The following is a 25,238-nucleotide window of genomic DNA, read 5'->3' as shown; positions in this document are numbered from 1 at the left end:
TCTCGGACTATTTCCGATGGGTCGCGCCCAGAATTCTCGTCCGATTGACCTGTTGCAGACGGCATCCGTGCAGATACATTCAGCCGCGGTCGACGCGTTCCGGCGCACGCCCCCCAGGACCCCCACCTGTCGACGGTAAGGGGTGAACGGGTGGGTGAGGTCTGACCCGGGCCCGTGAAGTGCGGGGCCGCGATAGGGCCAGCAATAGGGGAGTTAGGAATGGCTCAGGGCACCGTCAAGTGGTTCAACGCGGAGAAGGGCTACGGCTTCATCGCGGTCGACGGTGGTGCGGATGTCTTCGTCCACTACAGCGCGATTCAAATGGACGGGTACCGCACCCTCGAAGAAGGCCAGCGGGTCGAGTTCGAGATCTCGCAGGGTCAGAAGGGGCCGCAGGCGGACATGGTCCGTCTCGCCGGCTGACTTCACGGCGCGTTCGGCCATCGACGCGACCTTTCACACGGAGGAGCCGCACCCCACGGGGGTGCGGCTCCCCCTTTTCCCGCCCGGGTGCCCACCCAGGGGTGCTGGGGGCACCTCCCAGGCGAAGCTCTGGGGGGAGGAACTGCGCGAGCGGCCACCGACGGGCAGGCGGCCCGGCAACTCGCCGCGGGGGCTGGGCCGGCGGGCGCGGCGCGCCACGGAAGCGGCCGAACACGCAGGTCCGCGTGGGTGCGACCCACGCCGCAAGGGCGCCCCTGCCCACGGGGGGTGGGCGCCGCCCGCCCGCGAGGGAGCCCCTCCAACGAGGCGTGGGCACCCGAGGACCGCTTGCACTCGCACAGGGAGAGTGCTAATCATTGGCGTTAGCACTCTCCCTGTGAGAGTGACAGCAGGGCCGGGTCGGTGAGGGTCGTACGGGTGCCGGGAAGGAACCGGTGGCCGGCGGTCCGTCCGTCGCGGGCACCACACGGTCCCGAGCGCAAACAACCCAGTCCGCGGAGGACACTTCACCATGGCCAAGATCATCGCGTTCGACGAGGAGGCACGGCGCGGCCTTGAGCGCGGGATGAACCAGCTCGCCGACGCCGTCAAGGTCACCCTGGGCCCCAAGGGCCGGAACGTGGTCCTCGAAAAGAAGTGGGGCGCCCCCACGATCACCAACGATGGTGTCTCCATCGCCAAGGAGATCGAACTCGAGGACCCGTACGAGAAGATCGGCGCCGAGCTGGTCAAGGAAGTCGCGAAGAAGACCGACGACGTGGCCGGTGACGGCACGACGACCGCGACCGTCCTGGCCCAGGCTCTGGTCAAGGAGGGCCTGCGCAACGTCGCCGCGGGCGCCAACCCGATGGCCCTCAAGCGCGGGATCGAGAAGGCCGTCGAGGCCGTCTCCGCCGCGCTGCTGGAGCAGGCGAAGGATGTGGAGACCAAGGAGCAGATCGCCTCCACCGCCTCCATCTCCGCCGCCGACACCCAGATCGGCGAGCTGATCGCCGAGGCCATGGACAAGGTCGGCAAGGAAGGCGTCATCACCGTCGAGGAGTCGCAGACCTTCGGGCTCGAGCTCGAGCTCACCGAGGGCATGCGCTTCGACAAGGGCTTCATCTCCGCCTACTTCGCCACCGACCTGGAGCGGATGGAGGCGTCGCTCGACGACCCCTACATCCTGATCGTCAACTCCAAGATCTCCGCGGTGAAGGACCTGCTTCCGCTGCTGGAGAAGGTCATGCAGTCCGGCAAGCCGCTGCTGATCATCGCCGAGGACGTCGAGGGCGAGGCCCTCTCCACCCTGGTGGTCAACAAGATCCGCGGCACCTTCAAGTCCGTCGCCGTCAAGGCCCCGGGCTTCGGTGACCGCCGCAAGGCCATGCTCGGCGACATCGCCATCCTCACCGGTGGCACCGTCATCTCCGAGGAGGTCGGCCTCAAGCTGGAGAACGCGGGCCTCGACCTGCTCGGCCGCGCCCGCAAGGTCGTCATCACCAAGGACGAGACGACCATCGTCGACGGCGCCGGTGACACCGAGCAGGTGGCCGGCCGGGTCAACCAGATCCGCGCCGAGATCGAGAACAGCGACTCGGACTACGACCGCGAGAAGCTCCAGGAGCGCCTGGCGAAGCTGGCCGGCGGCGTGGCCGTCATCAAGGCCGGTGCCGCCACCGAGGTCGAGCTCAAGGAGCGCAAGCACCGCATCGAGGACGCGGTGCGCAACGCCAAGGCCGCCGTCGAGGAGGGCATCGTCGCCGGTGGTGGCGTGGCCCTGCTCCAGGCGTCCGCCGTCTTCGAGAAGCTGGAGCTGGAGGGTGACGAGGCGACCGGCGCTGCCGCCGTCAAGATCGCCCTCGAGGCCCCGCTGAAGCAGATCGCGGTCAACGCCGGCCTCGAAGGCGGCGTCGTGGTGGAGAAGGTGCGCAACCTCACCCCCGGCCACGGTCTGAACGCGGCCACCGGTGAGTACGTCGACCTCGTCGCCGAGGGCATCATCGACCCGGCGAAGGTGACGCGCTCCGCGCTGCAGAACGCGGCCTCCATCGCCGCGCTCTTCCTCACCACCGAGGCGGTCATCGCCGACAAGCCCGAGAAGGCGGCCCCCGCGGGCGCCCCGGGTGGCATGCCCGGCGGTGACATGGACTTCTGATCCCCCCGGATCGGCGTCCAGCACACGCGTGACGACGGCGCCCCCTCCCTTCCCGGGAGGGGGCGCCGTCGCGCGTGCGGGAAGGTGTGCGCGGATCAGCCCTGGAGCACGGACTCGACCGCGGCGCGCAGTTCGGGGTCCTGCGGGGTGATGCCCGGGCGGAAGCGGGCGACGACCTGGCCGGCCGGGTCGACCAGGAACTTCTCGAAGTTCCACTGCACGTCGCCGGCCTCGCCCTCGGCGTCCGCCTGGCCGGTCAGCGTCCGGTAGACGGGGTGCCGGTCGGGGCCGTTGACCTCGACCTTGTCCGTCATGGGGAAGGTCACACCGTAGGTCGTGGAGCAGAACTCCTGGATCTCCGTGTTCGTGCCCGGCTCCTGCCCGCCGAACTGGTTGCAGGGGAAGCCGACGACGGTGAAGCCCCGCCCCGACAGCTCCTTGTGCAGTTCTTCCAACGCGGTGTACTGCGGGGTCAACCCGCACTGGCTGGCGACGTTCACCACGAGTGCGGCTTTTCCGCCGGTCAGTCGGCCGAAGGTGGTCTCCTCGCCTGCCAGTGTGGTCAGGCCCAGCTCATTCAGATCGCTCATCCCCCCATCATGCTCCACCCGTCCCGGGGGGAAGCGACCCACCGGGGTGCCTGGCGCTGTCGGCCGAGGGACCACCTGCCGGTGGTGGGCTTGTCGCGCCGTTCTCCCCCTGGCTTCGCCGGGAGGTACCCCCACCCCCAGGGCTTCGCCTGGGAGGTGCCCCCAGCGCCCCTGGTTTTGTGCGGCTCTTTCCGCGGAAGAAGCCGCGGTTGCTCAGGGGCGCGGGGAACCGCGCGCGCAACCACCCACTGACAGGTGGTCCCTGAACCGGCAGAACACGGCACCCCGGTGGGTCAGTTCACCGCGTCAAGCGCCTTGCGGAGGTGGCCGTTGGAGGCGGCGAGGAGGCGGAGGGCGGTCGGGGCGTCCACCTTCGCCAGGAGGGCCAGGATCGCCGGCTTGACCTCGCCGTCGGTCGCGCTGAGCGCCTCCTCGATGGCGGCGTCGGCCGCACCCGTGGCGAGGGCGACGATACGGCGCGAGCGCGCCCGCAGCTTCTCGTTGGACGCCCGCACGTCGACCATCAGGCTGCCGTAGGTCTTGCCGAGCCGGATCATCGTGATCGTCGAGAGCATGTTGAGCACGAGCTTCTGGGCGGTGCCGGCCTTCAACCGGGTGGAGCCGACCACGAGTTCGGGCCCGACCACGACCTCGATGCCGTGGTCGGCGGCCGCGGCCAGCGGCGACCCGGCGTTGCAGGACAGCCCGACGGTCAGCGCACCGGTCCGGCGGGCGGCCTCGACCGCGCCGAGGGCGTACGGCGTGCGCCCGGACGCGGAGATCCCCACCACGCTGTCGGCTTCGGTGAGGTCCAGCGCGGCCAGGTCCGCCGCCGCGAGTTCCTTGCTGTCCTCGGCGCCCTCGATCGAGGTGACCATGGCCGCCGGGCCGCCCGCGATCAGTCCGACCACCTCGCGTCCCGGTGTGGTGTTGAAGGTCGGCGGGCACTCGCTCGCGTCGAGTACGCCCAGCCGTCCGGCGGTGCCCGCGCCGGCGTAGACCAACCGGCCGCCGCGGCCCATGCGTTCGGCGATGCCGTCGATGGCGGTCGCGATCAGCGGCAGCTGCTGGGCGACGGCGGCCGGCACGGTGAGGTCCTCGCCGTTCATGATCCGCGCGATCTCCAGTGTGGACAGCCGGTCGATCTCGGCGAGTTCGGGTCGGAACGCCTCCGTGGTGAGCGTCTCCAACTCCCGGCGCAACTCGGTGTACTGGTCGGTCATGTGCGGCTCGTTCGTCCTTCTCGGGTGGCTGGCGCGATGCGGGGGGATGGGTGAAGCACGGTGGGTGCGGCGAGCACGGCGCCAAAGGGGTGAGGGTCGGGTCGGTCGGGTCGCCGGCGGCGGGCGGAGCGCGGGCCGGCGGCGGGAGGGGCGTCGCGGTCAGCTGGGGCGCGGCGCGCGGTGGGTGTGCCGGTGGGCCAGGGCCTCGTAGGAGGCGGACAGCGCGGGTGCGGCCTCGTCGTAGGTGCGCTGCGCCACGCCTATGAACAGGCAGTCCACCACGAGGAGTTGACTGGTGCGGCTGGACATCGCGGCCGGTCTCAGCTCGCTCTCCCGCGAGCAGGAGGTGGTGAGCACCACGTCGGCGTACTGCGTGACCGGGCCGTCGGCGCGGCCGCTGATCGCGATGGTGGTGGCGCCGCGGTCGAAGGCGACCCGCAGCGGTTCGATGACATCCTGCGTGGTGCCGGAGTGCGTGATCGCCAACGCCACGTCCCCGGGCCGTAGTTGTACGGCGTTGGTGACCGCCAGGTGCGGGTCGATGTGGGCGTGCGCGATCAGCCCGATCCGCAGCAGCTTCTGCGCCAGGTCCTGGCCGACCAGTCCCGACGCGGCGATTCCGTACACGTCGATCCGCCGGGCGACCGCCAACGCGGCCACCGCGGCCTCCAGTTGGGCGGTGTCGAGCTGGGACGCGGTGTCGGCGAGGGTCTGCTGCTCCTCCAGCGCGAGCTTGGTGACCACGTCGCCGAGCGGGTCGTCGACGGCGATGTCGGCGGTGACGGCGGGTGCGGCGCCGGTGGCCTGGTGGGCGGCGAGCGCGGCGAGCGCGAGCCGCAGGTCGCGGTAGCCGGGGTAGCCGAGCAGGCGCGCGGTGCGGACGACGGTCGCCTCGCTGGTCCCGGTGCGGACCGCCAGCGCGGTGACGGTGAGGTGCGAGCAGCCGGCCGGGTCGCTCGCGACGGCTTCGGCGACCCGCTGCATGGAGCGGGTCATCGACGGCGCGAGAGTGCGGACCTTGGCGGCGAGGGCCCCGGGGTCGGGGGCCGTGACTGGTGCGGGCGCGCCGGGTACGCCCCGGAGGGCGCGGACGCTCGGGGAGAAAGTTTCCTTCACGCTATAGGTCACCCTCTGAAAGGTATTTTCACCTCCGCTGCCGCGTCAACCCCGCAGCGCCGGGTGGCGTCGAGGAGCCGTCCAGGAGCGTGGTAGACGGGCGCGCGAACCGCGATACCCGGTGCGTCTCGAACGGGCCGGCCGCGGTGGCCGTGGCGGGGTCGCGCGCCGCCGGTTGCACAATGGACGGATGGAAGCCGCCCTCCACGACGCCCGCGCGCGCGTCCTCGCCGACATGAAAGCCCGCGACGTCGCCGACGCCGAGATCGTCTCGCTGCTGGAGGACGCGCTGAGCAAGCGCCGGTGGTGGCTGGAGCAGTGGCCGCAGGGTGCCGAGTTCGTGCCGGGGCTGCTCGCGCAGGACGTGCAGGACGCGCTGCTGGAGACGCACGGCCGGTGGCCGCTGTGCCCTCTGTGCGACGACCCGCACGCCCTGGCGGTCGAGCCGGAGCTGGGCGCGGACCCGCACTGGGTGTGCGAGGCCCGGGGCGAGGCTGTCGCCGCCGTCGGGGCGCTGGGCGCGCTGGGCGGGTGAGGCGCGGATGACCGTCTACATCGATCCGCCGACCTGGCCGGGCCACGGCCGGGTCTGGTCGCACCTGGTGAGCGACAGCTCCTACGCCGAACTGCACGCGTTCGCACGGCGGTTGGGCGCGCCGCAGCGTGCGTTCGAACGGGACCACTACGACATCCCGTCGGCCGGCTACCCCGAGGCGGTGCGGCTGGGCGCGGTCGAGATCGGCAGCAAGGAACTGGTGCGGCGGCTGACGGAGGCGGGCCTGCGCCGCAGGAAGCCGCCGCCGGGCGGACCCGCGCCCGCCCGCTGAGCCGAGGCCCGCCACGGCGTTGGCGCGGGCCCCGGGCCTCGCCTTCCTGCGGGACCGGGGTGTGCACGATGCCGTCGAGCAGCGTCCGGAAGCCCCAGGACAGCCGCCTCCGGGGCGGTGCCGTGCAGGAGGCCGCCGGCCAGGGCGGCGATGTGCGGGTGGGCCTCGGCACCGTCGGCACGGCCGTGGAGCTGGGGCTGCTGCCGCGGATCGACGACGACTGCTCGGTGACCGTGGACGGCACCGGGGCCGCGCTGCCGGCCGTCACCATGTTCGGCCTGATGTTCGGCCTGATCGAGGGCTCCACCGACGGGTGGAGTCGGCTCGCGGTTGCCGCACTGGTGGATGGGCCTGCTGTGCTTCGCCGTCGCCAGTGGCCCGCTCTACGTGGTCTCGCTCTTCATCCAGCAGGCGCTGCACGCCTCCGCGGGCCGCGCCGCGCTCGCCCTGCTCCCGCTGACCATCGGCATCATCATCGCCGCCTTCGCCGGGATGGCGCTGACCAGCGGCTGGGCCGCAACCTCGTCGCCATCAGCACACTGCTCACCCTCGCCGGCGGCGGCTGGCTGCTCGCCCTCGTCCTCGGCGACGGCACCGGGCTGTCGCTGTGGTCGATCGCGTCGGCCGTCCTGGTCGCCGGCAGGGGCATGGGCGCGTGCTTCGGCACGATCTTCGACATCGCGCTCGGCGACATCGACCCCGAGAAGACGGGCAGCGCCATCGGTTCGCTCACCGCCGTCCAGCAACTCGCCAACGGCATCGGCTCCGCGGTCGTCACCAGCGTCTACTTCCGTTCGGGCGCCCCGCCCACGCGATGACGGTCGTCCTCGTCACGGTTCTGGCCGTCACCGCGGCCTGCCTGCCCGCGCCGCGCCTGCTGCCGCGCGGGGTCCCGGCGGACGCGGGCCGCCACGGCTGGCCCGCCCGGCGGAAAAGGCCGCCGCGCCCCGCCCCGGGCGCGGCCGCCGGACACTCGTAATCGACCCTTGTTCGGCGGGTGAATTCCGAATGAACAGGGCCACCGTCCGCGCGCGCCGGGAATGGGGAATCCCCATGTCCCGCGATGTGCGCGCCGGCTATGATCGCTGCTCCATGTCTTCCGCACCCGCGAAACCTCGCGAACCCGACGACAGTCACCACGCCTCCCACGAAGCCCAGTCGGCGCAACCGCCACAAGATGCGGCGCCGACCCTCCCGGCGGGGCCGGAGGAATCCGCGGAATCCCTCGAATCCGCCGCCGCGGCCTCCCGGCCGGCCGCGCTGGGCCGCGAACTCGTCGAGATCCACGACTGGTTGCGGGCCGAACTGGCCCAACTCCGTGCCGAGGTCGAACTCCACCTCGACGGCCGCCCGGGGTCCGGCCGGCACCAACCCCGGCCGCTCACCGCGCACTGCCTCTTCTTCTGCGCCGCCCTGACCGGACACCACCGTGCCGAAGACGCGGGCGCCTTCCCGCTGTTGGCCGAGCGATTTCCCCAACTGCGGCCGACGATCGAGAAGCTGGAGGAGGATCACCTGCTCGTCGGCGAGATCACGGCCCGGCTCGAAACGGTGGTCGCCGCCATTCCCGCCGCCCCTTCCGACGCCGAGGCACGCCGTGTCCGCGGCGAACTCGACGGACTCGCCGCCATCCTGGAGTCGCACTTCACGTTCGAGGAGAATCGCATCGCCGCCGCGCTCGACGCACTTCCGGCGACAGGGCGGCGGACCGCGGCGGACCTGCTCGGAACCGCGTCGCCCGACAGCCGCTGACGGGCCGTCCACCGCCATTGCGGGCTCGTATGCTCCTCAAATTATGTTGACAATTTGAGGGTATAGATGCGAAATTCACATACCGGTGATCCGGGGGTGTGGGGGCGCCTGCGGGTCGGCGTGGTGGGAGGCGCGGAGGGGGCTCCTCCCGCCGCGCAGCCGGCCAGGTTCCGGCCCGCCGCCGGTCGGGTCCCGCCGGCCAGGCTCCGGCCCGCCGCTCAGGTTCCGGCCCGGGCCGCCAACCGCCGGGCGAGGTACCCCGCCGTCCGGCTGCCCTCGGCTTCGGCCACCTCGGCCGGCGGCCCGGCCGCCACCACCCGGCCGCCGTCGTCACCCGCGCCGGGCCCCAGGTCCAGCACCCAGTCCGCGCCGGCCACCACGCCCATGTCGTGCTCGACCACCACCACCGAGTTGCCCGCCTCGACCAGCCCGTGCAACTGCCGCATCAGCAGGTCGGTGTCGGCCGGATGCAGGCCGGTCGTCGGCTCGTCCAGGAGGTAGAGGGTGTGGCCGCGCCGGGCCCGCTGCAACTCGGTGGCCAGCTTGATGCGTTGCGCCTCCCCGCCGGACAACTCCGTTGCCGGCTGGCCGAGTCGCAGATAGCCGAGGCCGACATCGCGCAGCGTGCGCAGGCTGCGCTCGGCCGCGGGCACGTCGGCGAAGAACCCCGCCGCGGTGTCGACCGACATGTCCAGCACCTGCGCGATGTTCCGTCCGTGATAGGCGATCTCCAGCGTCTGCGGGTTGTAGCGGGCACCGTGGCAGGTCGGGCAGGGCGCGTAGGTGCCGGGCAGGAAGAGCAGTTCGACGGCGACGAACCCCTCGCCCTGGCAGGTCTCGCAGCGGCCCGACGCCACGTTGAACGAGAACCGCCCCGGGGTGTAGCCGCGCGCCTTCGCCTCGTCGGTGCCGGCGAAGACCCGCCGTACCGCGTCGAACAGGCCGGTGTACGTCGCCAGGTTCGAGCGCGGGGTACGGCCGATGGGCCGTTGGTCCACGCGGACGAGACGGTCCACGACCTCGATGCCCTCGACCGACCGCACCCGCGCGACACCCGTCTCCGGCCCGCCCGTCTCCGGTCCGCCCGCGCCCTCCCACGGGTCGTCCCCCTCCCCGTCCGCGGGCTCCGCCTCCTCGCCCGCGCTCCCCTCCGGGCTCAGCCGCGCCGCGACCACCTCCGCCAGCACCTGGCTGACCAGCGTCGACTTCCCCGAGCCCGACACCCCCGTCACCGCGGTGAACACCCCCCACGGCACATCGACGTCGAGGTCATGCAGGTTGTGCCGGTTCACCCCGCGCAGCCGCAACCACCCGGCCGGCACCCGCGGTTCACGCCGCACGCCGGCCCCGGTCCCGCCCGTGTCCCCGCCGCCGGCCCCGGCCGTACCGCCGTCCCCGAACAGGTACTTCCGGGTGGCCGACTCCGCCACCTCCGCCAGCCCCGGCACCGGCCCGCTGTAGAGCACCCGGCCGCCCTGCTCGCCCGCGCCCGGGCCCACGTCGACCACCCAGTCCGCGCGGCGCACCACGTCCATGTCGTGCTCCACCACGAACAGCGTGTTGCCCTCCGCCCGCAGCCGGTCCAGCACCGCCAGCAGCGGCTCCGTGTCCGCCGGGTGCAGCCCGGCCGACGGCTCGTCGAGGACGTAGACGACACCGAACAGCCCCGCCCGCAACTGCGTGGCCAGCCGCAGCCGTTGCAGCTCACCGGGCGAGAGCGTCGGGGCCGGGCGGTCCATGCCGAGGTAGCCAAGGCCCAGGCCGACCAGCACCTCGATCCGGGCCACCAGGTCCTGGGCGAGGGAGACCGCGGCCTCGGTGGCCTCGCCGGAAGCGGCCGAGGCGGTCGCCGCGCCCGGTGCCGCGAGGCCGGCGGTCTTCCGCAGCACGCCGGCGAGTTCGGCCAGCGGCAGTGAAGCCAGCTCCGCGATGTCGCGGCCCGCGAAGGTGACCGCCAGCGCCTCGGGCCGCAGCCGCTTGCCGCCGCACACCGGGCACACCGCGCTCTCCAGATGGCGCTGCACGCGCCGCCGGGTGGCGGGGCTCTTCGACTCGGAGAACGCGCGCATCACATACCGCCGCGCGCTCATGAACATGCCCTCGTACGGCCGTTGGATACGCCCGGCCTCGCGCACCGGGTGCACGGTCACCACCGGCTGCTCGTCGGTGAACAGCAGCCAGTCCCGGTCCGCCTGCGGCAACTCCCGCCACGGCCGGTCGATGTCGTAGCCGAGCGCGTCCACCACGTCGCGCAGGTTCTTGCCCTGCCAGGCGCCCGGCCAGGCCGCGATCGCGTGCTCGCGGATGCTCAGCGACGGGTCGGGGACGAGCGAGGACTCGGTGACCCGGTGCACCGTTCCCAGGCCGTGGCACTCCGGGCACGCGCCGATCGCGGTGTTCGGCGAGAACGCGTCGGAGTCCAGCCGCTCGGCGGTGCCCGGCGGGTACGACCCGGCGCGCGAGAACAGCATCCGCAGCAGGTTCGACAGCGTCGTCACGGTGCCCACCGACGAGCGCGAACTCGGGGTGCCGCGCCGCTGCTGGAGCGCGACGGCCGGCGGCAGCCCGCGGATCTCCTCCACCTTCGGCGCGCCCACCTGCTGGATCAGCCGGCGGGCGTACGGCGCGACCGACTCGAAGTACCGCCGCTGGGCCTCGGCGTAGAGGGTGCCGAAGGCCAGCGACGACTTTCCGGACCCGGAGACCCCGGTGAAGACGGTCAGCGCGTCACGCGGAACGTCGACGTCCACCCCGTCCAGGTTGTGCACCCGCGCGCCCCTGACCCGCACGAACGGGTCGGAGGCGCCTGCGTGATCATTGCCCACGCTTCCACTGTCCCACCGGCGGCGCGGTCATGCGCGCGGCGGCAGGTGCGGGGGTTCGCCGTCGGTCCACACCGGGGTGATGGACAGGTCGCCGAACCGCCAGCCGTCGGCCGTACGGCGAAGCGCCGCGCGGCACCGCCCGCCGACGGTGAAGATCCTGCCGTCCGGGTGGAGGTGCGTCATCAGCGCGTTCCACGACGCGTCGGCGGTCGCGCCGTCCGCGGCTGCCGTCACCAGCACGTCCGTCGACATGTGCTGGGTCCGGTCGAACCGGCGTAGGGCCACCTCGGCCTGCGCGGCGATCGCCTCCCTTCCGCGTACGGCGCCCACGGGGACTTGGACCGCCGCGTCCTCGGTGAAGAACGCGGCGGTCCACCCGGGCTCGAACCGCCGCTCGTCGAGGGTGCGGAAGTAGCGGCTCACGAGGGTGCTGACGGCGGTCTGCGGGTCCGAGGCGGTGTCCATGCGGACGATCCTCCGACCTCAAGCGGGCTTGAGGTCAAGGGGACGCGCGGGCCGGGGGACGAACGGGCCGAGCGAGCCGTCACGCCGTACGCGACGGCTCGGGGAGGAGGAGGCCCAGTGCCAGGGCGACGGGTGGGACGACGAGGAGGGCGGTGAGGGCGCCGCGCGGACCGTGGGCGTCGGCGATGAGGCCGAGGATCGGGGAGAGCAGCCCGCCGATGCTGACGCCGAGCCCGAGGGTGACGCCGGCCGCGGTGCCCGGGCGGGTGGGCAGGTAGTCCTGGCCGAGCTTGACCAGGACGGCGAAGGGGAGGTTGAGGCAGACACCGGTGAGGACCGCGAAGAGCAGCGGCGCGATGCTGCCCGGGGTGAGCACGAGCCCGGCGAGCATGGGCAGCGCGAGCGCGCCGCCGAGCTGCACGGTGCGCACCATGCCGATCCGGTCCGCGATCCGCCCGCCCAGCAGGGTCCCGCCGACCCCGCCGGCCAGGAAGACGGTGAGCGCGGCCCCGGCCAGCCCCCGGGAGGCGTGCAGATGCCTGATCCAGTACAGCTCGATGAACGTGTTCACCCCGAAGAAGGCCACGGAGCGCACCACTTCGAGGCAGGTCAGCGCGGCGAACGGCCCCCAGCGGTCCTTCCCGGCGCGGGCCGCCGCCGACGCGGGAACGGCGTGCCGCCGGCGGCGGCGCAGCAGGACGTACCCGGTGAGGACGGCGGGCGGGATGAACAAGGCGGTGGCGCCGACGCCCCACGCGATCAGCGCGGGGGTGGCGAGGACCGGCGCGAGGAAGAAGCCGACGCTGCCGCCGGCCGCGAAGACGCTCATCGCGGCGGCGCTGTCCCCGGCGTCCTCGCGGGCGGACTTCCCGGCGGCCGGGTGGAACATGGCGATGCCGAGCCCGGAGAGCATGATCAGGCACCACACGGCGGCGTACGACGGGACCAGTCCCGACAGGCCGAGGCTGATCCCGGCGATGGCGACGCCGACTCCCGCGAGCCAGCCCAGCCGCATCCGGTCCACCGCCAGCCCGATGAACGGCTGCGGCACCGAACTGCCCAGCGTGGCGGCGAGGGTGAGGCCGGACGCGGCGACGTACCCGTAGTGCCGGTCGAGGACGAAGTACGGCACGGTCGCCGGGACCAGGCCCTGGTAGAGGTCGTCGACGGCGTGGGCGATGCCCCATACGCGCATCCGCTGCCAGGTGGTACGGGCGGGGGCCGGCCCCGGGGGGCCGGAGGAGTCCGGTCGAGGTGTTGCCGTGTCGGCGGTCTGGGTCATATCGGCAGCCTGCCGAGTGGGCACGCTGGTCGGCTACCGATACTCTGTCTACTTATGCCGACAACCCGCCAATCGGCCGGGGAGCCGCCCCGCCGGCCCGGACCGCCGGTTCCCGACGCGCCCGGGCCACGCCCGCTGGACGCCGCCACCCGCCAGAAGCTGGTCCACCGCGAGCGGATCGACTGGCACCACCACGCCGTGCACCAGCTCATCCACCCCAGCCGCGGGGTCCTGCGGGTGTCCACGCCGCTCGGGGCGTGGGTGGTGCCGCCGTACCGCGCGGTGTGGATTCCGGCCGGGGTGCCGCACGCCCACGAGGCGCACGGCCCGACGGACATGCGGACGCTGTCGTTCGCGCCCCGGCTCGGCCCGCTCGGCGGCGACCGGCCGACGGTCGTGGCGGTCACGCCGCTGCTGCGCGAACTCGTGGTGGCCCTCAGCGACACGCCCGGCCCCGCGGACCCGCCCTACACCGCGGCTCAGCGTGCCGACCTCGAACGGGTCACCCTCGATCAGCTGCGGCGGGTGGACGCGCTGCCGCTGCATCTTCCGGCGCCCTCGGACGATCGGCTGCGCGCCGTGGCGAGGCTGCTGCACGCCGATCCGGCGGACGATCGCTCGCTGGCGGAGTTGGGGGCCGCGGTGGGGGCCGGTGAGCGGACGCTCAGCCGGCTGTTCCGGCGCGAACTGGGGATGACGTTTCCGCAGTGGCGGACGCAGCTGCGGCTCCACCACTCGCTGATGCTTCTCGCGGCCGGGCAGTCCGTCACCTCGGCGGCCACGGCTTGCGGGTACGCGAACCCGAGCGCGTTCATCGAAGCCTTCCGGCACGCCTTCGGGGTCACCCCCGGCCGCCACGCATCCCCTGACCGGGGGTAACAGGACCCCCCGGTGGGTGCCCCCGATCTGTCGGCCCCGGACCACCCGCCGGTGGGTGGTTGCTCGCGCAGTTCCTCCCCCAGAGCTTCGCCTGGGAGGTGCCCCCGCGCCCCTGAGTAGCTGCGGGTTCTCCCACGAAAAGGGCCGCACAAACCCAGGGGCGCGGGGAAACTCCCCCAGAGGGGGTACCCCCAGCGGCCAGCCGCGCACCTGACTGTGGCCTTGCACCCGGCCGAAACCACGATGGTGCGCAGCCGGAGGGGCGTGGTGGCCGGGGCCGGCAGCCCTTTGCGGGAGGTGGTCCCGGGGCCGACGGATCGGGGGCGTTCGGGGGGTCCGGTTGCCGCCATCCGCAGGACCGCTCAGCATGAGGGGACAGGAGGTCGTCTCATGGGCCTTTACTTCGTGAACGTGGCCGACGAACTGGTGGGGGACGCGCTGGCCGGCTTCGCCCGGGCGCACGCGGAAGACGTGCGCTGGGACGAGCGGGACGGCTTTGTACGGGCGCTGAAGCCGGCGCCGACCCGCAGGGTCGGCCTCGTCTCCGGCGGCGGTTCGGGCCATGAACCGCTGCACATCGGATACGTCGGCACCGGAATGCTGGACGCCGCCTGCCCGGGCCGCGTCTTCGCCTCACCGCACAACCGCCAGATCTTCGCCGCGTCGCGCGCCGTCGCGGGCGAGGGCGGGGTGCTGCACGTGGTGAAGAACTACACCGGCGACAAGATCAACTTCGGGATCGCCGCGGAACGCCTCGCCCGGGAGGGCATCGCCTGCGGCCGGGTGCTGATCGACGACGACGTGGCGACCGAGTCGGACGAGGTCGCCACGGGCCGCCGCGGCACCGGCGCGACCGTACTGGTCGAGAAGATCCTCGGCGCGGCCGCGGACACCGGGATGGGCCTGGCCGAACTGGTCGCGCTGGGCACGGACGTGGCCGGCCGGTGCCGCAGCCTCGCGGTCGCCTCGGGCGCGCACACCTCGCCCGCGACCGGCCGCCCCGCCTTCGACCTGCCGCCGGGCGCCATCGAGTACGGCGTCGGCATCCACGGCGAGCGGGCCCGCCGCACCCTCGGGGAACGGTCGCTGCGGGACCTCGCCGAGGACATGGTCGCCGCCCTCGCCGACTCCCTGGACCTGGGCCCCCGGGCGCAGGTCGTGCTCCTCGTCAACGGACTGGGCGGGATCACCCGTCTGGAGCTGTACGCGGTGCTGGGCGAGGTGACGCGGCTGCTGGACAAGCGCGGCGCCACCACCGTACGGACCCTCGTCGGCGACTTCGTGACGGCGCTGGACATGCGGGGCTTCTCGCTCACGCTGCTGGCCGCCGACGACGCGACGCTCGCGTACTACGACGCGCCGGCCTCGGCACCCGCGTGGTGCGGGCGGGCGGGCTGACGGCGTCCGCGACCGGGTGCCCACCACGGTGCTCACCACGACCAGCGGGCAGGCAACGACGGGAGATGCAGCGATGCTCACATCAACCGACACCGAGTTCTCCGAGCCCTTCCGGCCCATTGACTTCACCGGGTTCACCGACGCGTGGGTGCGCCGGTTCGCGGCCTCCGCGACCGCGACCGAGGCCGAACTGACCGCGCTCGACCAGCAGGTCGGCGACGGCGACTTCGGGGCGAACCTGGTGGCCGGGCTGCAGGCCGCGCTGCGGCGGCTCGACGCGTCCGACGTACCGGTGCTGCCCGCGGTTCCACCGGCGCCCTCCTGGCCGTTGGAGGCGGCCGCCTCCGCGTTCCTCGACGAGGTCGGGGGCACCAGCGGCCCGCTGTTCGGGCTGCTGCTCCAGGAGGTCGCGGTCGCCGTCGCCGCTGCCCGGGACGGGGCGCCCGCCGCCGCGCTGGCGGTCGGCGCGGGCAACGGCCTCGCCGCGATCCAGCGGGTGGGGGAGGCGGCGGTCGGTGACAAGACGCTGGTCGACGCGCTGGTTCCGGCCTGCGAGGCGCTTGCCGCGCGGGCTCGTACGGTGCCGGGTGATCCCGGCGCCGCGGTCGCCGGCGCGGCGGACGCCGCGTGGGACGGGGTGCGGAGCACCGCTCGACTCACCGCGCGGCGGGGGCGGGCGAGTTACCTCGGCGAGCGGGCGGCGGGCGTACCCGACCCGGGGGCGGTCGGGATCGCCCTGCTCTTCGCCTCCGCGGGCACCACGGTTCCCTCTCTCACGCCGTACCTGGCCTGATCGGCCCGGCCCGGCCTTCCGGGGCGGGTGGCGCTGGTCAACTCCAGGACCACCCGCCGGTGGTGGGCGGGTCGTACGGTTCCCGGCTCCTTACCGGTCAGCGTGACGACCAGGAGAAGATGTTGGGGTCGTCGAGGGAGGCGACCCAGATGTCGACGGTGGCGGCGAGGTCCTCCCCGGGCCAGGGGCCGACGCCCATGGTGCGCAGGCCGGCGCGGGTGGCGGCCTCGATGCCGCACGCGGAGTCCTCGACGGCGAGGGAGTCGGTGGGCGCGGCGCCGCACAGGCGGGCGGCGGTGAGGTAGACGTCGGGGTAGGGCTTGGGGCGGATGCCGGGTCCCGGCACCACGATGTGGTCGAAGTGCTGCCGCAGCCCTGCGGTCCGCAGGCACGTTTCGACGACGTCCAGCGGGCAGTTGCTGGCGACTGCCAGAGGCGCGAACTTCGCTGCGTTGGCGACGAGTTCGCCCGCGCCGGGCATGGTCTGCGGGTCCGCGGCGACGAGCGTGCGGAAATGGCCGAGCAGCCGTTCGGTGAGTTCGCCGCCGAGTTCTGGCCGCCCGGATTCGTCGGCCATGAGCTGACCGCATTCGGTGTAGTGCAGGCCCTTGCTGCGTTCGGCGAAACCGTCTTCCGTCACGAGCTGGAAATCGCGCAGGGTCAGATCGCGGGCGTCCTGCCAGTGCCGCTCGGTGTCCATCAAGGTGCCGTCGCAGTCGAAGACAATCGCCGCCGGGGTCCAGGAAAAGAGGGGGTGAGGGGTCATGGGGGCATGTCCGTTCGAGAATGCCTGAACGCGCTGAGGGTGGTCGCCGGGAATGCGGGCGACGGACGGCTGTGCGCTGTTTCGTCAGGCAGGCGCGGGCTCTCGGCGAAGGCGTCCGGAAATCCCGCGGACGGCGCGGAATTCGGAGGGCACCACCGAGAACATATCGATCGTTACGTTATGGACGACCGCGTAAGGTAGTCAAGCGAATGCAATAAGTCACACCGCGTGTCGGCCGTATCCGAGCACCCCGTATGCGGTGCAGGCGGGTCCCTGCCGGACCCGGAAGACGCAGGTGCGGTGGTGCGGCACCGGCTCGATCCGGGCGGCCGGCGCGTGCTCGGTGAAGCGGGTGGCCACCAGTCGTCCGGAGACCGGCCGCAGCAGCGTGCCGCCGCTGGCCTCGGCCGCGGCCTGCCGGGCCGCCTCCAGCAGCACCATCCCGGGCACGTGGTCGCTGGCGTGGTCGAAGAAGAACGGGTGCCGAGGGTCGGCCGGTTCGATCGAGAGGCCGCCGCGGCGGCGGGCGATCACCACGTCGCCGTGCCCGGTGACCGCGAGCGCGGAAGGCTCGGGGCGGTCGTCCGGAGTGGGGCGCGAGGCCCGGTTCGCGGCCGGGTTCGACGCCGGGTCCCGTGCTGGGCCGGGAGCCCGACTGGGAGCCGGTGACCGAGCCGGGTCGGGAGCCGGGGGCCGAGCCGGGTCCGCGCGCTCGGCGTCGTCGTCGTACCGGTTCCGTACGGCGCTGTAGCCGTCCGGGTCGACGAAGCGGGCGCCGCCGCCGGCCCGGGCGAAGTCCGTCCCGGCGCAGGCGTAGTGGACGTCCAGCCGCAGCCCGGTGACCGCGCCGTCGGCGTCCCGGCGTACCTTGCGCACCGCGATCGCGCAGGTCACCTCAGTGCCGCCGTGGCCGACCCGCGGCTCCCGGTCCGGTGCGAGCGCGAAGTACAGATCGCCGATGAGCAGATGCGCGGTCGGCGCGACGCCGAAGTAGCGCAGCGGCAGGTAGATGCCCAGCTGCCGCAGTGTCTCCACCACCAGCAGCGGGCTGTGCAGGTCCGATCCGTCGCGCGGGAAGGTGGCGTGCGAGCGCGGCCAGCACGCCGCCGCCTCGAAACCCCCAGTGCCGTCCGGCCGGACGTCCGTCAACAGCACCTCGGCGACGGACGACCGGTGCACCATTTCCCTGGCGACCGTGCGGGACCAGCTCAAGCCGGGTGAATCGTCCTGCCCGGAGTTCCGTCCGGACCCATCCCCGACCGAATGATTCATACCATAAGAAGAACTCACGTCCGGCTGATTCGCATGTGCGTCATCCGGAACCCGGTAGGGATCGGTCTTCGCGACGCGCTAGATTGCCGGGGTCGGCGACGAAGCGGCTACCGGGGTGATCGTGCAGGGACGGGCGGAGACGACGCGCAGGTGTCTCGTGGAGGCCGCGGCGCGGCTGTTCGAGGAACGCGGTTATGCCGGCACCAGTATCAGCGACATCAGCGCGCTCTCCGGGCGCACCAGCGGGGCGATCTACTTCCATTTCGGCAACAAGGAGCAGCTGGCGCTCGCTGTCGTCGAGGCGCACTTCGCGACCTGGCCGGAGATGATCTCCGGAATTCACCGGTCATACGAATCCGCGCTGGAGAAGCTGGTGGCACTGAGTTTCTCGGTCGCCCGCGCCTTCCGCGACGACGTCGTGGTGCGGGCCGGGTCGCGGCTGTGGACCGAGCGCCGCGCCATCGACACGCCGCTGCCCGCGCCGTTCCTCGGGTGGATCGACACCGTGGGGTCGCTGCTGCGGGAGGCGGCCGAACAGGGCGAACTGGCGGGCGGGCTCGCCCCGGAGACGGCCGCGGTCGGCGTCGTCTACGCGTTCTTCGGGATGCACACGGTCTCCGACGCGCTCGACGGGCGCGACCAGATCGAGGACCGGCTCTACGACCTGTGGCTGCTGCTGCTCGCCGGGCTCCAGGCGAAGCCCGACGCCCGGGAGCTGCTGTTGACGCGGGTGGGCGCGCCCGGCCCGTCCTGCCTGGTGCCGTAAGGCCCCGGCGCCCGGCGCACTTGGGTGGGGGACCGGAACCCGCGTCGGGGGGCACCCGTGCTCTCCCGGGAGCGCGGTGGACAATGATCCGCATGCCCGAGAGCCGAGCCGAAGCCCATCCCCGTTACGCCGCTCTGCTCGCGGAGTGGTGCGAGCTGTTGCGCCGCTGCCGGAACGGAGCGGCGGACGAGCCCGATCCGGCCGTGTACGGGCGGGAGTTGCTGGCCCGCTGGGCGGAGCCGCAGCGCCGCTACCACACGCTGGACCACCTGGTCGCGGTACTGGCACGGGTGACGGAGCTGACGGTGTACGCGCAGGACCCGGACACGGTGGCGCTGGCCGCGTGGTTCCACGACGTGGTCTACCGCCCGGAGCGCAGCGAGAACGAGGAGCGCAGCGCCGCGCTCGCCGAACGGGCGCTGACCGAGGCCGGGGTGGACCCGGAGCGCGTCGCGCAGGTCGCCCGGCTGGTGCTGCTGACCGTGCACCACGACCCGGCCGAGGGCGACGCCGACGGCGAGGTGCTGTGCGACGCGGACCTGGCGGTGCTGGCCGGCGACCCGGCGGCGTACGCGGGGTACGCCGCCGCCGTCCGGGAGGAGTACGCCTTCGTGCCCGACGAGGACTTCCGGACCGGCCGCGCCGAGGTGCTGCGGCGGCTGCTGGCGCTGCCGAACCTGTTCCGCACGGCGTACGGGCGCGAGCACTGGGAGCCGGTGGCCCGCCGCAACGTCGGCACCGAACTGGAGTTGCTGGAGGCATAGTCCGCCCGCCCGGCCGGTTTTTCCGGGCCGCGGCGCGGGACCCGGCCCTCGCGCGGGAGGGGCTGGTGTGGCACCCTTGCTCATATGTCTAGACCAATCTTCGAGGTGATCGCCCTCGGCGCGGAGGATGCCGTTGCGGCCCAGGACGGCGGGGCCGACCGCCTCGAACTGGTCACCGATATGGCCGCGGACGGGCTGACGCCCTCCCGGGAGACGTTCGGCGCGATCAGGGCGGCGGTGCGGATTCCGCTGCGCGTCATGCTGCGGCTGTCCGACGGGTTCAGCGCCGGCGACGCCCGCGAGCTGGACGTGCTGTGCGAGACCGCGCAGGGCCTGCGGGCCGAGGGCGCCGACGAGTTCGTGCTCGGTTTCCTCGACGCGCGGGGCCGGGCCGACCTCGACGCGATCCACGCGCTGGTCGACGTGATCGACGGCTGCGGCTGGACGTTCCACCGCGCCATGGACCGGGCCGCCGACCGCGACGCGCTGCGCCTGCAACTCGCCGGGCTGCCCGGCCTGGACACCTACCTCACCGCCGGGTCGGCGGACGGTGTGGCGGCCGGGCTGCCCGTCCTGTGCGACGAGTCGGCGCGGGCCGGCGAGCCCGGATACGAGCCGGAGCTGCTGGTCGGCGGCGGCCTGCTCCTGGACCACGTGCCGACCCTGCGCGCGGCCGGACTCAGCGGCTTCCACGTCGGCGGCGCGGTGCGGCCCGGCGGATGGGCCGCCCCCGTCGACGTCGCCGCCGTCCGCACCTGGCGCGAGGCCCTCGACTCACCGGTGGCCGTCGGGTAGGTCCGCGCGGCCACTCCGCCGGGCGGGCGCTCCGCCGGGCGCGGCGCGGGCTCAGCCGACTTCCGCCAGAGCGCCCGGCAGCGGGGCGGCGTGCAGCACCGTCAGGCCCGACACCGCGCGGGTGAGGCAGACGTACAGCCGGCGCAGGCCGGTCCGTTCGTCGGGCTCGGCCGCCACGATCGCGGCGGGGTCGTCCATGACCACGTAGTCGTACTCCAGGCCCTTGGCGAGGGACGCGGGGACCAGGGTGAGCCGGGCGGTCGCCGAGGTCTCCTCGCCGGGGGAGAGGTACGGCAGGCCGGCGGCGTCGAGCGCGGCGGCCAGTGCCGGGATTCGGGGGTCGGCCGCGATGAGGCCGATGGAGCCCTCGTAGCCGAGCGACTCGCGGCAGGCGGCCAGCACGGCCGCGTCGAGCCCGTCCTCGGCCGTCGGCCGTACGAACAGGGCGCCGGGCGACTCGCGGACGGAGGTCGCCGGCGCGAGCCCGGGGGCGATGGCCGGCAGCAGCCTGGACGCGTACGCGATGACCTCCCGCGGCACGCGGAACCCGCGGGTCAGCTCCTCGACCCGGGCGTCCGGCTTGCCCAGGTGGGACAGCGCCTCGGCCCAGGAGGCGGTCGCCCAGGGCGTGGTGCCCTGGGCGAGGTCGCCGAGGATCGTCGCCGACCCGGTGGAGCAGCGCCGGCCGACCGCGCGGTACTGCATCGGCGAGAGGTCCTGCGCCTCGTCGAGCACCACATGCCCGAGCGAACCGGTGCGCTGCACCAGGTCGGTGGCCTCGTCGATCAGCACCGCGTCGGCCGCCGACCACTTCGCCGAGGCCGGTCCGCGGGCCGGCTTCGCCCACAGCACCTCCCGCTGCTCCTCCGGCGAGAGCAGCCCGTCGGCGCACGAGGCGAGGAACTCCGGGTCGGACAGCAGCCGCAGCACCGTCTTGGCCGGGTCGACCGGCGGCCAGCACGCCTTGACCGCGGCCTTGACCGCGGGGTTGCGGGCGACCGTGTCCTGCACCCGGTCGTCGGGTGCCTCGCCGGACCGCTCCATCTGCACCAGCACCGCGTGCGCGATCCGCTGCGGCAGCGCGTCCCTGGCGGCGCCGTACCGGATGTCCCGGCCGGCCATCTCCCGGACGATCTCCTCCAGTTCGTATGCCGGCACCCGCCAGCGCCGGGAGCCGCGCACCACCACGACCGGCTCCTTCGGCATGGTGATGCCCGAGCGCACCGCGCGCCGCAGCACCTCCGCCATGCGCGCGTCGCCCTTGAGTCGCGCGGTGGCCGCCGAGTCGGTGCCGCGCACCTCGACATGGGCCACCAGGTCGTCCACGGTCGCCTGCTTGACCTGGAGTTCGCCGAGCGCGGGCAGCACCTGCTCGATGTACTGGAGGAAGGATGCGTTCGGCCCGATCACCAGGGTGCCGGTGCGGGCCAGCCGCTCCCGGTGCGCGTACAGCAGGTAGGCCACCCGGTGCAGGCCGACCGCGGTCTTCCCGGTGCCCGGCGCACCCTGCACGCAGACGCTGCCGCCCACCCCGGCACGCACGATCTCGTCCTGCTCGGGCTGGATGGTGGCCACGATGTCGCGCATCGGCCCGACGCGCGGCCGCTCGATCTCCGACTGGAGCAGCTTGCTGGAACGGTCCTCCTCGGTGGCGTCGGTCAGGTGCTCGTCCTCGTACGCGGTCAGCTCGCCGCCGGTGTAGCCGAAGCGGCGGCGCAGCGCCACGTCCATCGGCTCGGCGCGGGAGGCGCGGTAGAACGGCTGCGAGACCGGGGCGCGCCAGTCGATGACCATCGGGTCGCCGCCGGCGTCGTGCACATGGCGCCGCCCGATGTAGAAACTCTCGCCCTCACCCCCTTCGGCCGCCTCGACGTTCGGCGCGTGCAGGTAGTCGAGGCGGCCGAAGAAGAGCGGGGTGCCGGCGAGGTCGGCGAGCGCCTTGATGCGCATCTCGATCTCGCCGGCGAGGATCTTGGCGTTGACCCAGTTCCCGGTGACGTCGCTGATGTCGAGCGCCTCGACGTCCTCCCGCATGGCGCGCAGCGCGGACCGGGAGGAGGCGAGGTGGGCGCGCTCGTGGCCCAGCGGGTCGGCCGGCGCCGGGCCCGCGGGCGGGGCGGAGGAAGGGGCCGCGGATGTCGGCGAGGCGGACTGGTTGCGGGCGTGCGAGGGCACGGCTTTGCCTCCGGCTGATACGTGGGAGCGTACGGCGTCGCGTACGCACGCGGTGGTGATCACGAAGGGCCGGCCGGTTTCCGTCCGGGCGGCGGCACTCCCGTCCGGGAGGCGGCAAGACGCGGAACTATACGCCCCGGGTCGCGGCGATGCTAACCGTTTTCCGCCCGGGTGCCCGCAGCCGATTCTCGGGGGGACCCCGAGGGGCCTGTCAGGGTCGGGGGTCCGTCCGAAGTCGCACACGCCCGGTGCGATATCCGCCCATGGCCCGACGTACGCCGTGCGCGTGATGCCTACCGTGGAGATATGGCCTCCACCACACTTCCCCCAGGTCCCAGCGTCCATGGCGGCACCGCGATCGGTGCCCGCTCCGGCAACCCCCGACACCGCGTGGGCAACGCGCTGCGCGCGGTCAAGGTGTACGTCACCACCGCCGTCGAGGTCGTCCTCCTCGGCACCGAGAGCAAGCGTTACTGAGCACCCGGAGCGCTACCGGTGAGTAGCCTCCCCGCGCCGACGTGAGTACGGCGGCGCATGTGCGAGACCGCCCTGGGCGCTGTGATGGGACCCATGGCGACACACACCGCAGGGCACTGCCGCGGGACCGACGATCCGGACCCCGCCCGGCCCCACCCGCGTGACGGGCGCGGCCCCGACGCGAGTCCTTCGTCCGGCCCGCCCCTCCAGCCAGGCCCGCCTCTTCCGCCCGGTCCGCCCCGCCCCGCGCTGCCGCCCACCGCGGCCGGCCGGCCGCCGGAGCCCTGGCCGTACGCCGTCCACCTCACGGGCACCGACTCCCCCCGCCGGGAGCCCCGCGAGATCTTCGTCCCGGTGCTGTGCAGCGTCCTGTGCGCCCCGCTCCTGGTGATCGGCGCGTTCTACTTCATGCTCGCGCCCTTCGCGACCGACCCGTGCGACCCGGACGGCTGCCACGCGCTCTTCCGGGCGATCGAGGTCGACCCCTGCGTGCTGGCGCTCGCGGCGGTCCTGCTGGCCGGTTGCTGGGCCGTGCCGAACCGCTGGCACGCCGTGCGGCCGCTGCTGGGCGTCGGGGCACTGGCGGCCGCGCTGACCGGCGTCTACCTCTACGTGCACCTGCCGCTGCCGAACTGAAGGCGGGCCGAAGCCGTACCGAAGCCGTACGAGGGCGGCACGGCCGTGCACCGGACGGCTGCTCAGACGTCCTCCGCCTCCGCGGAGCCGGTGAGCAGGTCGTCGGCGTCCACGATGCGGTAGGCGTACCCCTGCTCGGCGAGGAACCGCTGGCGGTGGGCCGCGAAGTCCTGGTCGATCGTGTCGCGGGCCACCACGGAGTAGAAGCGCGCCTCGTGGCCGTCGGCCTTCGGCCGCAGCACCCGGCCGAGCCGCTGCGCCTCCTCCTGGCGGGAGCCGAAGGTGCCCGACACCTGGATCGCGACCGTCGCCTCGGGCAGGTCGATGGAGAAGTTCGCCACCTTGGAGACGACCAGCACCGACAGCTCGCCCTGCCGGAACGCCTCGAAGAGCTTCTCGCGCTGCGCGTTCGTCGTCTCGCCCTTGATCACCGGCGCGTTGAGGTGCTCGCCCAGCTCGTCGAGCTGGTCGATGTACTGCCCGATGACGAGGGTCTGCTGCCCCGCGTGCTTGGCCACCAGCGCCTCCGTGACCTTCCGCTTGGTCGCGGTGGTCGCACAGTAGCGGTACTTCTCCTCGGTCTCGGCCGTCGCGTACGCCAGCCGCTCGGTCTCGGTGAGGTTGACCCGGACCTCGACGCAGTCGGCGGGCGCGATGTACCCCTGCGCCTCGATCTCCTTCCACGGCGCGTCGAACCGCTTCGGCCCGATCAGCGAGAACACGTCGGACTCGCGGCCGTCCTCGCGCACCAGCGTCGCGGTCAGGCCGAGCCGGCGGCGGGCCTGGAGGTCGGCGGTGAACTTGAAGACCGGCGCGGGCAGCAGGTGCACCTCGTCGTAGACGATCAGCCCCCAGTCGCGGGAGTCGAACAGCTCCAGGTGCGGGTAGACACCCTTCCGCTTCGTGGTGAGCACCTGGTACGTGGCGATGGTGACCGGGCGGATCTCCTTGCGGGTGCCGCTGTACTCGCCGATCTCCTCCTCGGTGAGGGAGGTGCGCTTCACCAGTTCGTGCTTCCACTGGCGGGCCGAGACGGTGTTCGTCACCAGGATCAGCGTGGTGGCCTTCGCCTGCGCCATCGCGCCCGCCCCGACCAGCGTCTTTCCCGCGCCGCAGGGCAGCACGACCACCCCGGAGCCGCCGTGCCAGAAGCCCTCCACGGCCTGCTGCTGGTACGGGCGCAGCCCCCAGCCGTTCTCGTCCAGCTCGATCGGGTGCGCCTCGCCGTCGACGTATCCGGCGAAGTCCTCGGCCGGCCAGCCCAGCTTCAGCAGCACCTGCTTGATCTGGCCGCGCTCGGAGGGGTGCACGGCGACGGTGTCCGCGTCGATCCGCACGCCGACCAGCGGCTGCACCCGCTTCGAGCGCAGGATCTCCTCCAGCACCGGGCGGTCGGTGGTGGTCAGCACCAGGCCGTGCGCCGGGTCCTTGCTCAGCCGCAGCCGGCCGTAGCGGTCCATCGTCTCGGCCACGTCGACCAGCAGCGCGTGCGGCACCGGGTACCGGGAGTACTCGACGAGCGCGTCCACCACCTGCTCGGCGTCGTGTCCGGCCGCCCGGGCGTTCCACAGGCCCAGCGGCGTCAGCCGGTAGGTGTGGATGTGCTCGGGGGCCCGCTCCAGTTCGGCGAACGGGGCGATCGCACGGCGGCAGGCGTCGGCCTGCTCGTGGTCGACCTCCAGGAGGAGCGTTTTGTCACTCTGGACGATCAAGCAGGACAAGGGGGGCCTCCGACGGGTGGCGGGCGAACAGACAACTGTACTTCGCCGCGCGGTTCGGTCGGAGCGCGGCGGGAGGGGGCGGGGGTGAGGCGGGGTGAGGCGGGGGCGTGCGTCCGGACAGGGGAATCTGCGCGT

Annotated in this window: 24 protein-coding genes; 14 read left to right on the top strand and 10 right to left on the bottom strand. The window is 73.2% G+C overall.

The window, feature by feature from the left end:
• Positions 1-219 precede the first annotated feature (219 nt).
• Positions 220-423: a cold-shock protein gene (locus tag OG370_RS17260; protein WP_009339379.1), complete on the top strand. Its 204-nt coding sequence runs from the start codon at positions 220-222 to the stop codon at positions 421-423.
• A gap of 532 nt (positions 424-955) precedes the next feature.
• On the top strand, positions 956-2,581 hold the full coding sequence (gene groL, locus OG370_RS17255) for a chaperonin GroEL (protein WP_328465213.1): 1,626 nt from the start codon (positions 956-958) through the stop codon (positions 2,579-2,581).
• 95 nt (positions 2,582-2,676) lie between these two features.
• On the opposite strand, the gene OG370_RS17250 is transcribed toward groL, so the two are convergent.
• From OG370_RS17250 to OG370_RS17240, 3 genes are all read right to left on the bottom strand, one after another.
• Positions 2,677-3,171: a glutathione peroxidase gene (locus tag OG370_RS17250; protein ID WP_328465211.1), complete on the bottom strand. Its 495-nt coding sequence runs from the start codon at positions 3,169-3,171 to the stop codon at positions 2,677-2,679.
• A gap of 293 nt (positions 3,172-3,464) precedes the next feature.
• The gene (gene murQ, locus OG370_RS17245) at positions 3,465-4,394 is read right to left on the bottom strand and encodes an N-acetylmuramic acid 6-phosphate etherase (protein ID WP_328465209.1); all 930 of its coding nucleotides are present in this window, start codon (positions 4,392-4,394) and stop codon (positions 3,465-3,467) included.
• A 159-nt stretch (positions 4,395-4,553) separates the two neighbouring features.
• The gene (locus tag OG370_RS17240; RefSeq protein ID WP_402450328.1) at positions 4,554-5,522 is read right to left on the bottom strand and encodes a MurR/RpiR family transcriptional regulator; all 969 of its coding nucleotides are present in this window, start codon (positions 5,520-5,522) and stop codon (positions 4,554-4,556) included.
• A gap of 178 nt (positions 5,523-5,700) precedes the next feature.
• Between OG370_RS17240 and OG370_RS17235 the strand changes: the two genes are divergently transcribed.
• From OG370_RS17235 to OG370_RS17220, 4 genes are all read left to right on the top strand, one after another.
• A complete protein-coding gene (locus OG370_RS17235; RefSeq protein WP_328465205.1) occupies positions 5,701-6,045 on the top strand; it encodes a hypothetical protein in 345 nt (114 codons plus the stop codon).
• A gap of 7 nt (positions 6,046-6,052) precedes the next feature.
• The gene (locus OG370_RS17230) at positions 6,053-6,337 is read left to right on the top strand and encodes a DUF4031 domain-containing protein (RefSeq protein WP_328465203.1); all 285 of its coding nucleotides are present in this window, start codon (positions 6,053-6,055) and stop codon (positions 6,335-6,337) included.
• 68 nt (positions 6,338-6,405) lie between these two features.
• Positions 6,406-7,155, top strand: a complete 750-nt coding sequence (locus OG370_RS17225; protein WP_328465201.1) for a hypothetical protein — start codon at positions 6,406-6,408, stop codon at positions 7,153-7,155.
• Between the two features lie 274 nt (positions 7,156-7,429).
• Positions 7,430-8,089, top strand: coding sequence for a hemerythrin domain-containing protein (locus OG370_RS17220; RefSeq protein ID WP_328465199.1), 660 nt, complete (start codon positions 7,430-7,432; stop codon positions 8,087-8,089).
• A gap of 218 nt (positions 8,090-8,307) precedes the next feature.
• Here the strand turns inward: OG370_RS17220 and OG370_RS17215 are convergent, their stop codons facing one another.
• The 3 genes from OG370_RS17215 to OG370_RS17205 form a co-directional block, all read right to left on the bottom strand.
• Positions 8,308-10,914 carry an excinuclease ABC subunit UvrA gene (locus tag OG370_RS17215; protein WP_328465197.1) on the bottom strand — a complete coding sequence of 869 codons (2,607 nt, stop codon included), beginning with the start codon at positions 10,912-10,914 and terminating at the stop codon, positions 8,308-8,310.
• Positions 10,915-10,941: 27 nt separating this feature from the next.
• Positions 10,942-11,379, bottom strand: a complete 438-nt coding sequence (locus OG370_RS17210) for a nuclear transport factor 2 family protein (protein ID WP_328465195.1) — start codon at positions 11,377-11,379, stop codon at positions 10,942-10,944.
• Positions 11,380-11,458: 79 nt separating this feature from the next.
• A complete protein-coding gene (locus OG370_RS17205; protein WP_328465193.1) occupies positions 11,459-12,661 on the bottom strand; it encodes an MFS transporter in 1,203 nt (400 codons plus the stop codon).
• A 54-nt stretch (positions 12,662-12,715) separates the two neighbouring features.
• Here OG370_RS17205 and OG370_RS17200 point away from each other — a divergent pair, with 54 nt between their 5' ends.
• The 3 genes from OG370_RS17200 (at position 12,716) to dhaL (ending at position 15,731) form a co-directional block, all read left to right on the top strand.
• Positions 12,716-13,540, top strand: a complete 825-nt coding sequence (locus OG370_RS17200; RefSeq protein ID WP_328465191.1) for an AraC family transcriptional regulator — start codon at positions 12,716-12,718, stop codon at positions 13,538-13,540.
• Positions 13,541-13,930: 390 nt separating this feature from the next.
• Positions 13,931-14,938, top strand: coding sequence for a dihydroxyacetone kinase subunit DhaK (locus tag OG370_RS17195; protein WP_328465189.1), 1,008 nt, complete (start codon positions 13,931-13,933; stop codon positions 14,936-14,938).
• A 73-nt stretch (positions 14,939-15,011) separates the two neighbouring features.
• Positions 15,012-15,731 carry a dihydroxyacetone kinase subunit DhaL gene (gene dhaL, locus OG370_RS17190; protein ID WP_328465187.1) on the top strand — a complete coding sequence of 240 codons (720 nt, stop codon included), beginning with the start codon at positions 15,012-15,014 and terminating at the stop codon, positions 15,729-15,731.
• A gap of 97 nt (positions 15,732-15,828) precedes the next feature.
• On the opposite strand, the gene OG370_RS17185 is transcribed toward dhaL, so the two are convergent.
• Together OG370_RS17185 and OG370_RS17180 are read right to left on the bottom strand one after the other, a co-directional pair.
• Entirely contained in the window at positions 15,829-16,497 is a 669-nt protein-coding gene (locus OG370_RS17185) for an HAD family hydrolase (protein ID WP_328465185.1), read from the bottom strand.
• Positions 16,498-16,716: 219 nt separating this feature from the next.
• Positions 16,717-17,709: a ScbA/BarX family gamma-butyrolactone biosynthesis protein gene (locus OG370_RS17180; RefSeq protein ID WP_328465183.1), complete on the bottom strand. Its 993-nt coding sequence runs from the start codon at positions 17,707-17,709 to the stop codon at positions 16,717-16,719.
• 181 nt (positions 17,710-17,890) lie between these two features.
• On the opposite strand from OG370_RS17180, the gene OG370_RS17175 reads away from it, so the two are divergent.
• From OG370_RS17175 to OG370_RS17165, 3 genes are all read left to right on the top strand, one after another.
• A complete protein-coding gene (locus OG370_RS17175; RefSeq protein ID WP_328465181.1) occupies positions 17,891-18,535 on the top strand; it encodes a ScbR family autoregulator-binding transcription factor in 645 nt (214 codons plus the stop codon).
• A 92-nt stretch (positions 18,536-18,627) separates the two neighbouring features.
• The gene (locus OG370_RS17170; RefSeq protein WP_328465179.1) at positions 18,628-19,299 is read left to right on the top strand and encodes an HD domain-containing protein; all 672 of its coding nucleotides are present in this window, start codon (positions 18,628-18,630) and stop codon (positions 19,297-19,299) included.
• An 84-nt stretch (positions 19,300-19,383) separates the two neighbouring features.
• Positions 19,384-20,094, top strand: coding sequence for a copper homeostasis protein CutC (locus OG370_RS17165; RefSeq protein WP_328465177.1), 711 nt, complete (start codon positions 19,384-19,386; stop codon positions 20,092-20,094).
• A 51-nt stretch (positions 20,095-20,145) separates the two neighbouring features.
• Here OG370_RS17165 and OG370_RS17160 read toward each other — a convergent pair whose 3' ends face one another.
• Positions 20,146-22,179 (bottom strand): HelD family protein, encoded by a 2,034-nt coding sequence (locus OG370_RS17160; protein ID WP_328474197.1) that lies wholly within the window; start codon positions 22,177-22,179, stop codon positions 20,146-20,148.
• A gap of 396 nt (positions 22,180-22,575) precedes the next feature.
• On the opposite strand from OG370_RS17160, the gene OG370_RS17155 reads away from it, so the two are divergent.
• Complete coding sequence (locus OG370_RS17155; protein WP_328465175.1) at positions 22,576-22,746, top strand: hypothetical protein; 171 nt, start codon at positions 22,576-22,578, stop codon at positions 22,744-22,746.
• A 93-nt stretch (positions 22,747-22,839) separates the two neighbouring features.
• Positions 22,840-23,382, top strand: coding sequence for a hypothetical protein (locus tag OG370_RS17150; protein WP_328465173.1), 543 nt, complete (start codon positions 22,840-22,842; stop codon positions 23,380-23,382).
• Between the two features lie 62 nt (positions 23,383-23,444).
• Here the strand turns inward: OG370_RS17150 and OG370_RS17145 are convergent, their stop codons facing one another.
• Complete coding sequence (locus tag OG370_RS17145; protein WP_328465171.1) at positions 23,445-25,103, bottom strand: DNA repair helicase XPB; 1,659 nt, start codon at positions 25,101-25,103, stop codon at positions 23,445-23,447.
• Positions 25,104-25,238 lie beyond the last annotated feature (135 nt).

The organism is Streptomyces sp. NBC_00448, from assembly GCF_036014115.1.
In the GTDB taxonomy this organism is placed as follows: domain Bacteria; phylum Actinomycetota; class Actinomycetes; order Streptomycetales; family Streptomycetaceae; genus Actinacidiphila.
This window is presented reverse-complemented; position numbering and strand designations above follow the sequence as displayed.

Coding starts and splice junctions, on each gene's coding strand:
- groL (WP_328465213.1), top strand. CDS start 956: ATGGCCAAGATCATCGCGTTCGACGAGGAGGCACGGCGCGGCCTTGAG.
- OG370_RS17210 (WP_328465195.1), bottom strand. CDS start 11,379: ATGGACACCGCCTCGGACCCGCAGACCGCCGTCAGCACCCTCGTGAGC.
- OG370_RS17195 (WP_328465189.1), top strand. CDS start 13,931: ATGGGCCTTTACTTCGTGAACGTGGCCGACGAACTGGTGGGGGACGCG.
- OG370_RS17230 (WP_328465203.1), top strand. CDS start 6,053: ATGACCGTCTACATCGATCCGCCGACCTGGCCGGGCCACGGCCGGGTC.
- OG370_RS17200 (WP_328465191.1), top strand. CDS start 12,716: ATGCCGACAACCCGCCAATCGGCCGGGGAGCCGCCCCGCCGGCCCGGA.
- OG370_RS17205 (WP_328465193.1), bottom strand. CDS start 12,661: ATGACCCAGACCGCCGACACGGCAACACCTCGACCGGACTCCTCCGGC.
- dhaL (WP_328465187.1), top strand. CDS start 15,012: ATGCTCACATCAACCGACACCGAGTTCTCCGAGCCCTTCCGGCCCATT.
- OG370_RS17165 (WP_328465177.1), top strand. CDS start 19,384: ATGTCTAGACCAATCTTCGAGGTGATCGCCCTCGGCGCGGAGGATGCC.
- OG370_RS17260 (WP_009339379.1), top strand. CDS start 220: ATGGCTCAGGGCACCGTCAAGTGGTTCAACGCGGAGAAGGGCTACGGC.
- OG370_RS17170 (WP_328465179.1), top strand. CDS start 18,628: ATGCCCGAGAGCCGAGCCGAAGCCCATCCCCGTTACGCCGCTCTGCTC.
- OG370_RS17250 (WP_328465211.1), bottom strand. CDS start 3,171: ATGAGCGATCTGAATGAGCTGGGCCTGACCACACTGGCAGGCGAGGAG.
- OG370_RS17220 (WP_328465199.1), top strand. CDS start 7,430: ATGTCTTCCGCACCCGCGAAACCTCGCGAACCCGACGACAGTCACCAC.
- OG370_RS17150 (WP_328465173.1), top strand. CDS start 22,840: ATGGCGACACACACCGCAGGGCACTGCCGCGGGACCGACGATCCGGAC.
- murQ (WP_328465209.1), bottom strand. CDS start 4,394: ATGACCGACCAGTACACCGAGTTGCGCCGGGAGTTGGAGACGCTCACC.
- OG370_RS17225 (WP_328465201.1), top strand. CDS start 6,406: ATGCCGTCGAGCAGCGTCCGGAAGCCCCAGGACAGCCGCCTCCGGGGC.
- OG370_RS17185 (WP_328465185.1), bottom strand. CDS start 16,497: ATGACCCCTCACCCCCTCTTTTCCTGGACCCCGGCGGCGATTGTCTTC.
- OG370_RS17235 (WP_328465205.1), top strand. CDS start 5,701: ATGGAAGCCGCCCTCCACGACGCCCGCGCGCGCGTCCTCGCCGACATG.
- OG370_RS17155 (WP_328465175.1), top strand. CDS start 22,576: ATGGCCTCCACCACACTTCCCCCAGGTCCCAGCGTCCATGGCGGCACC.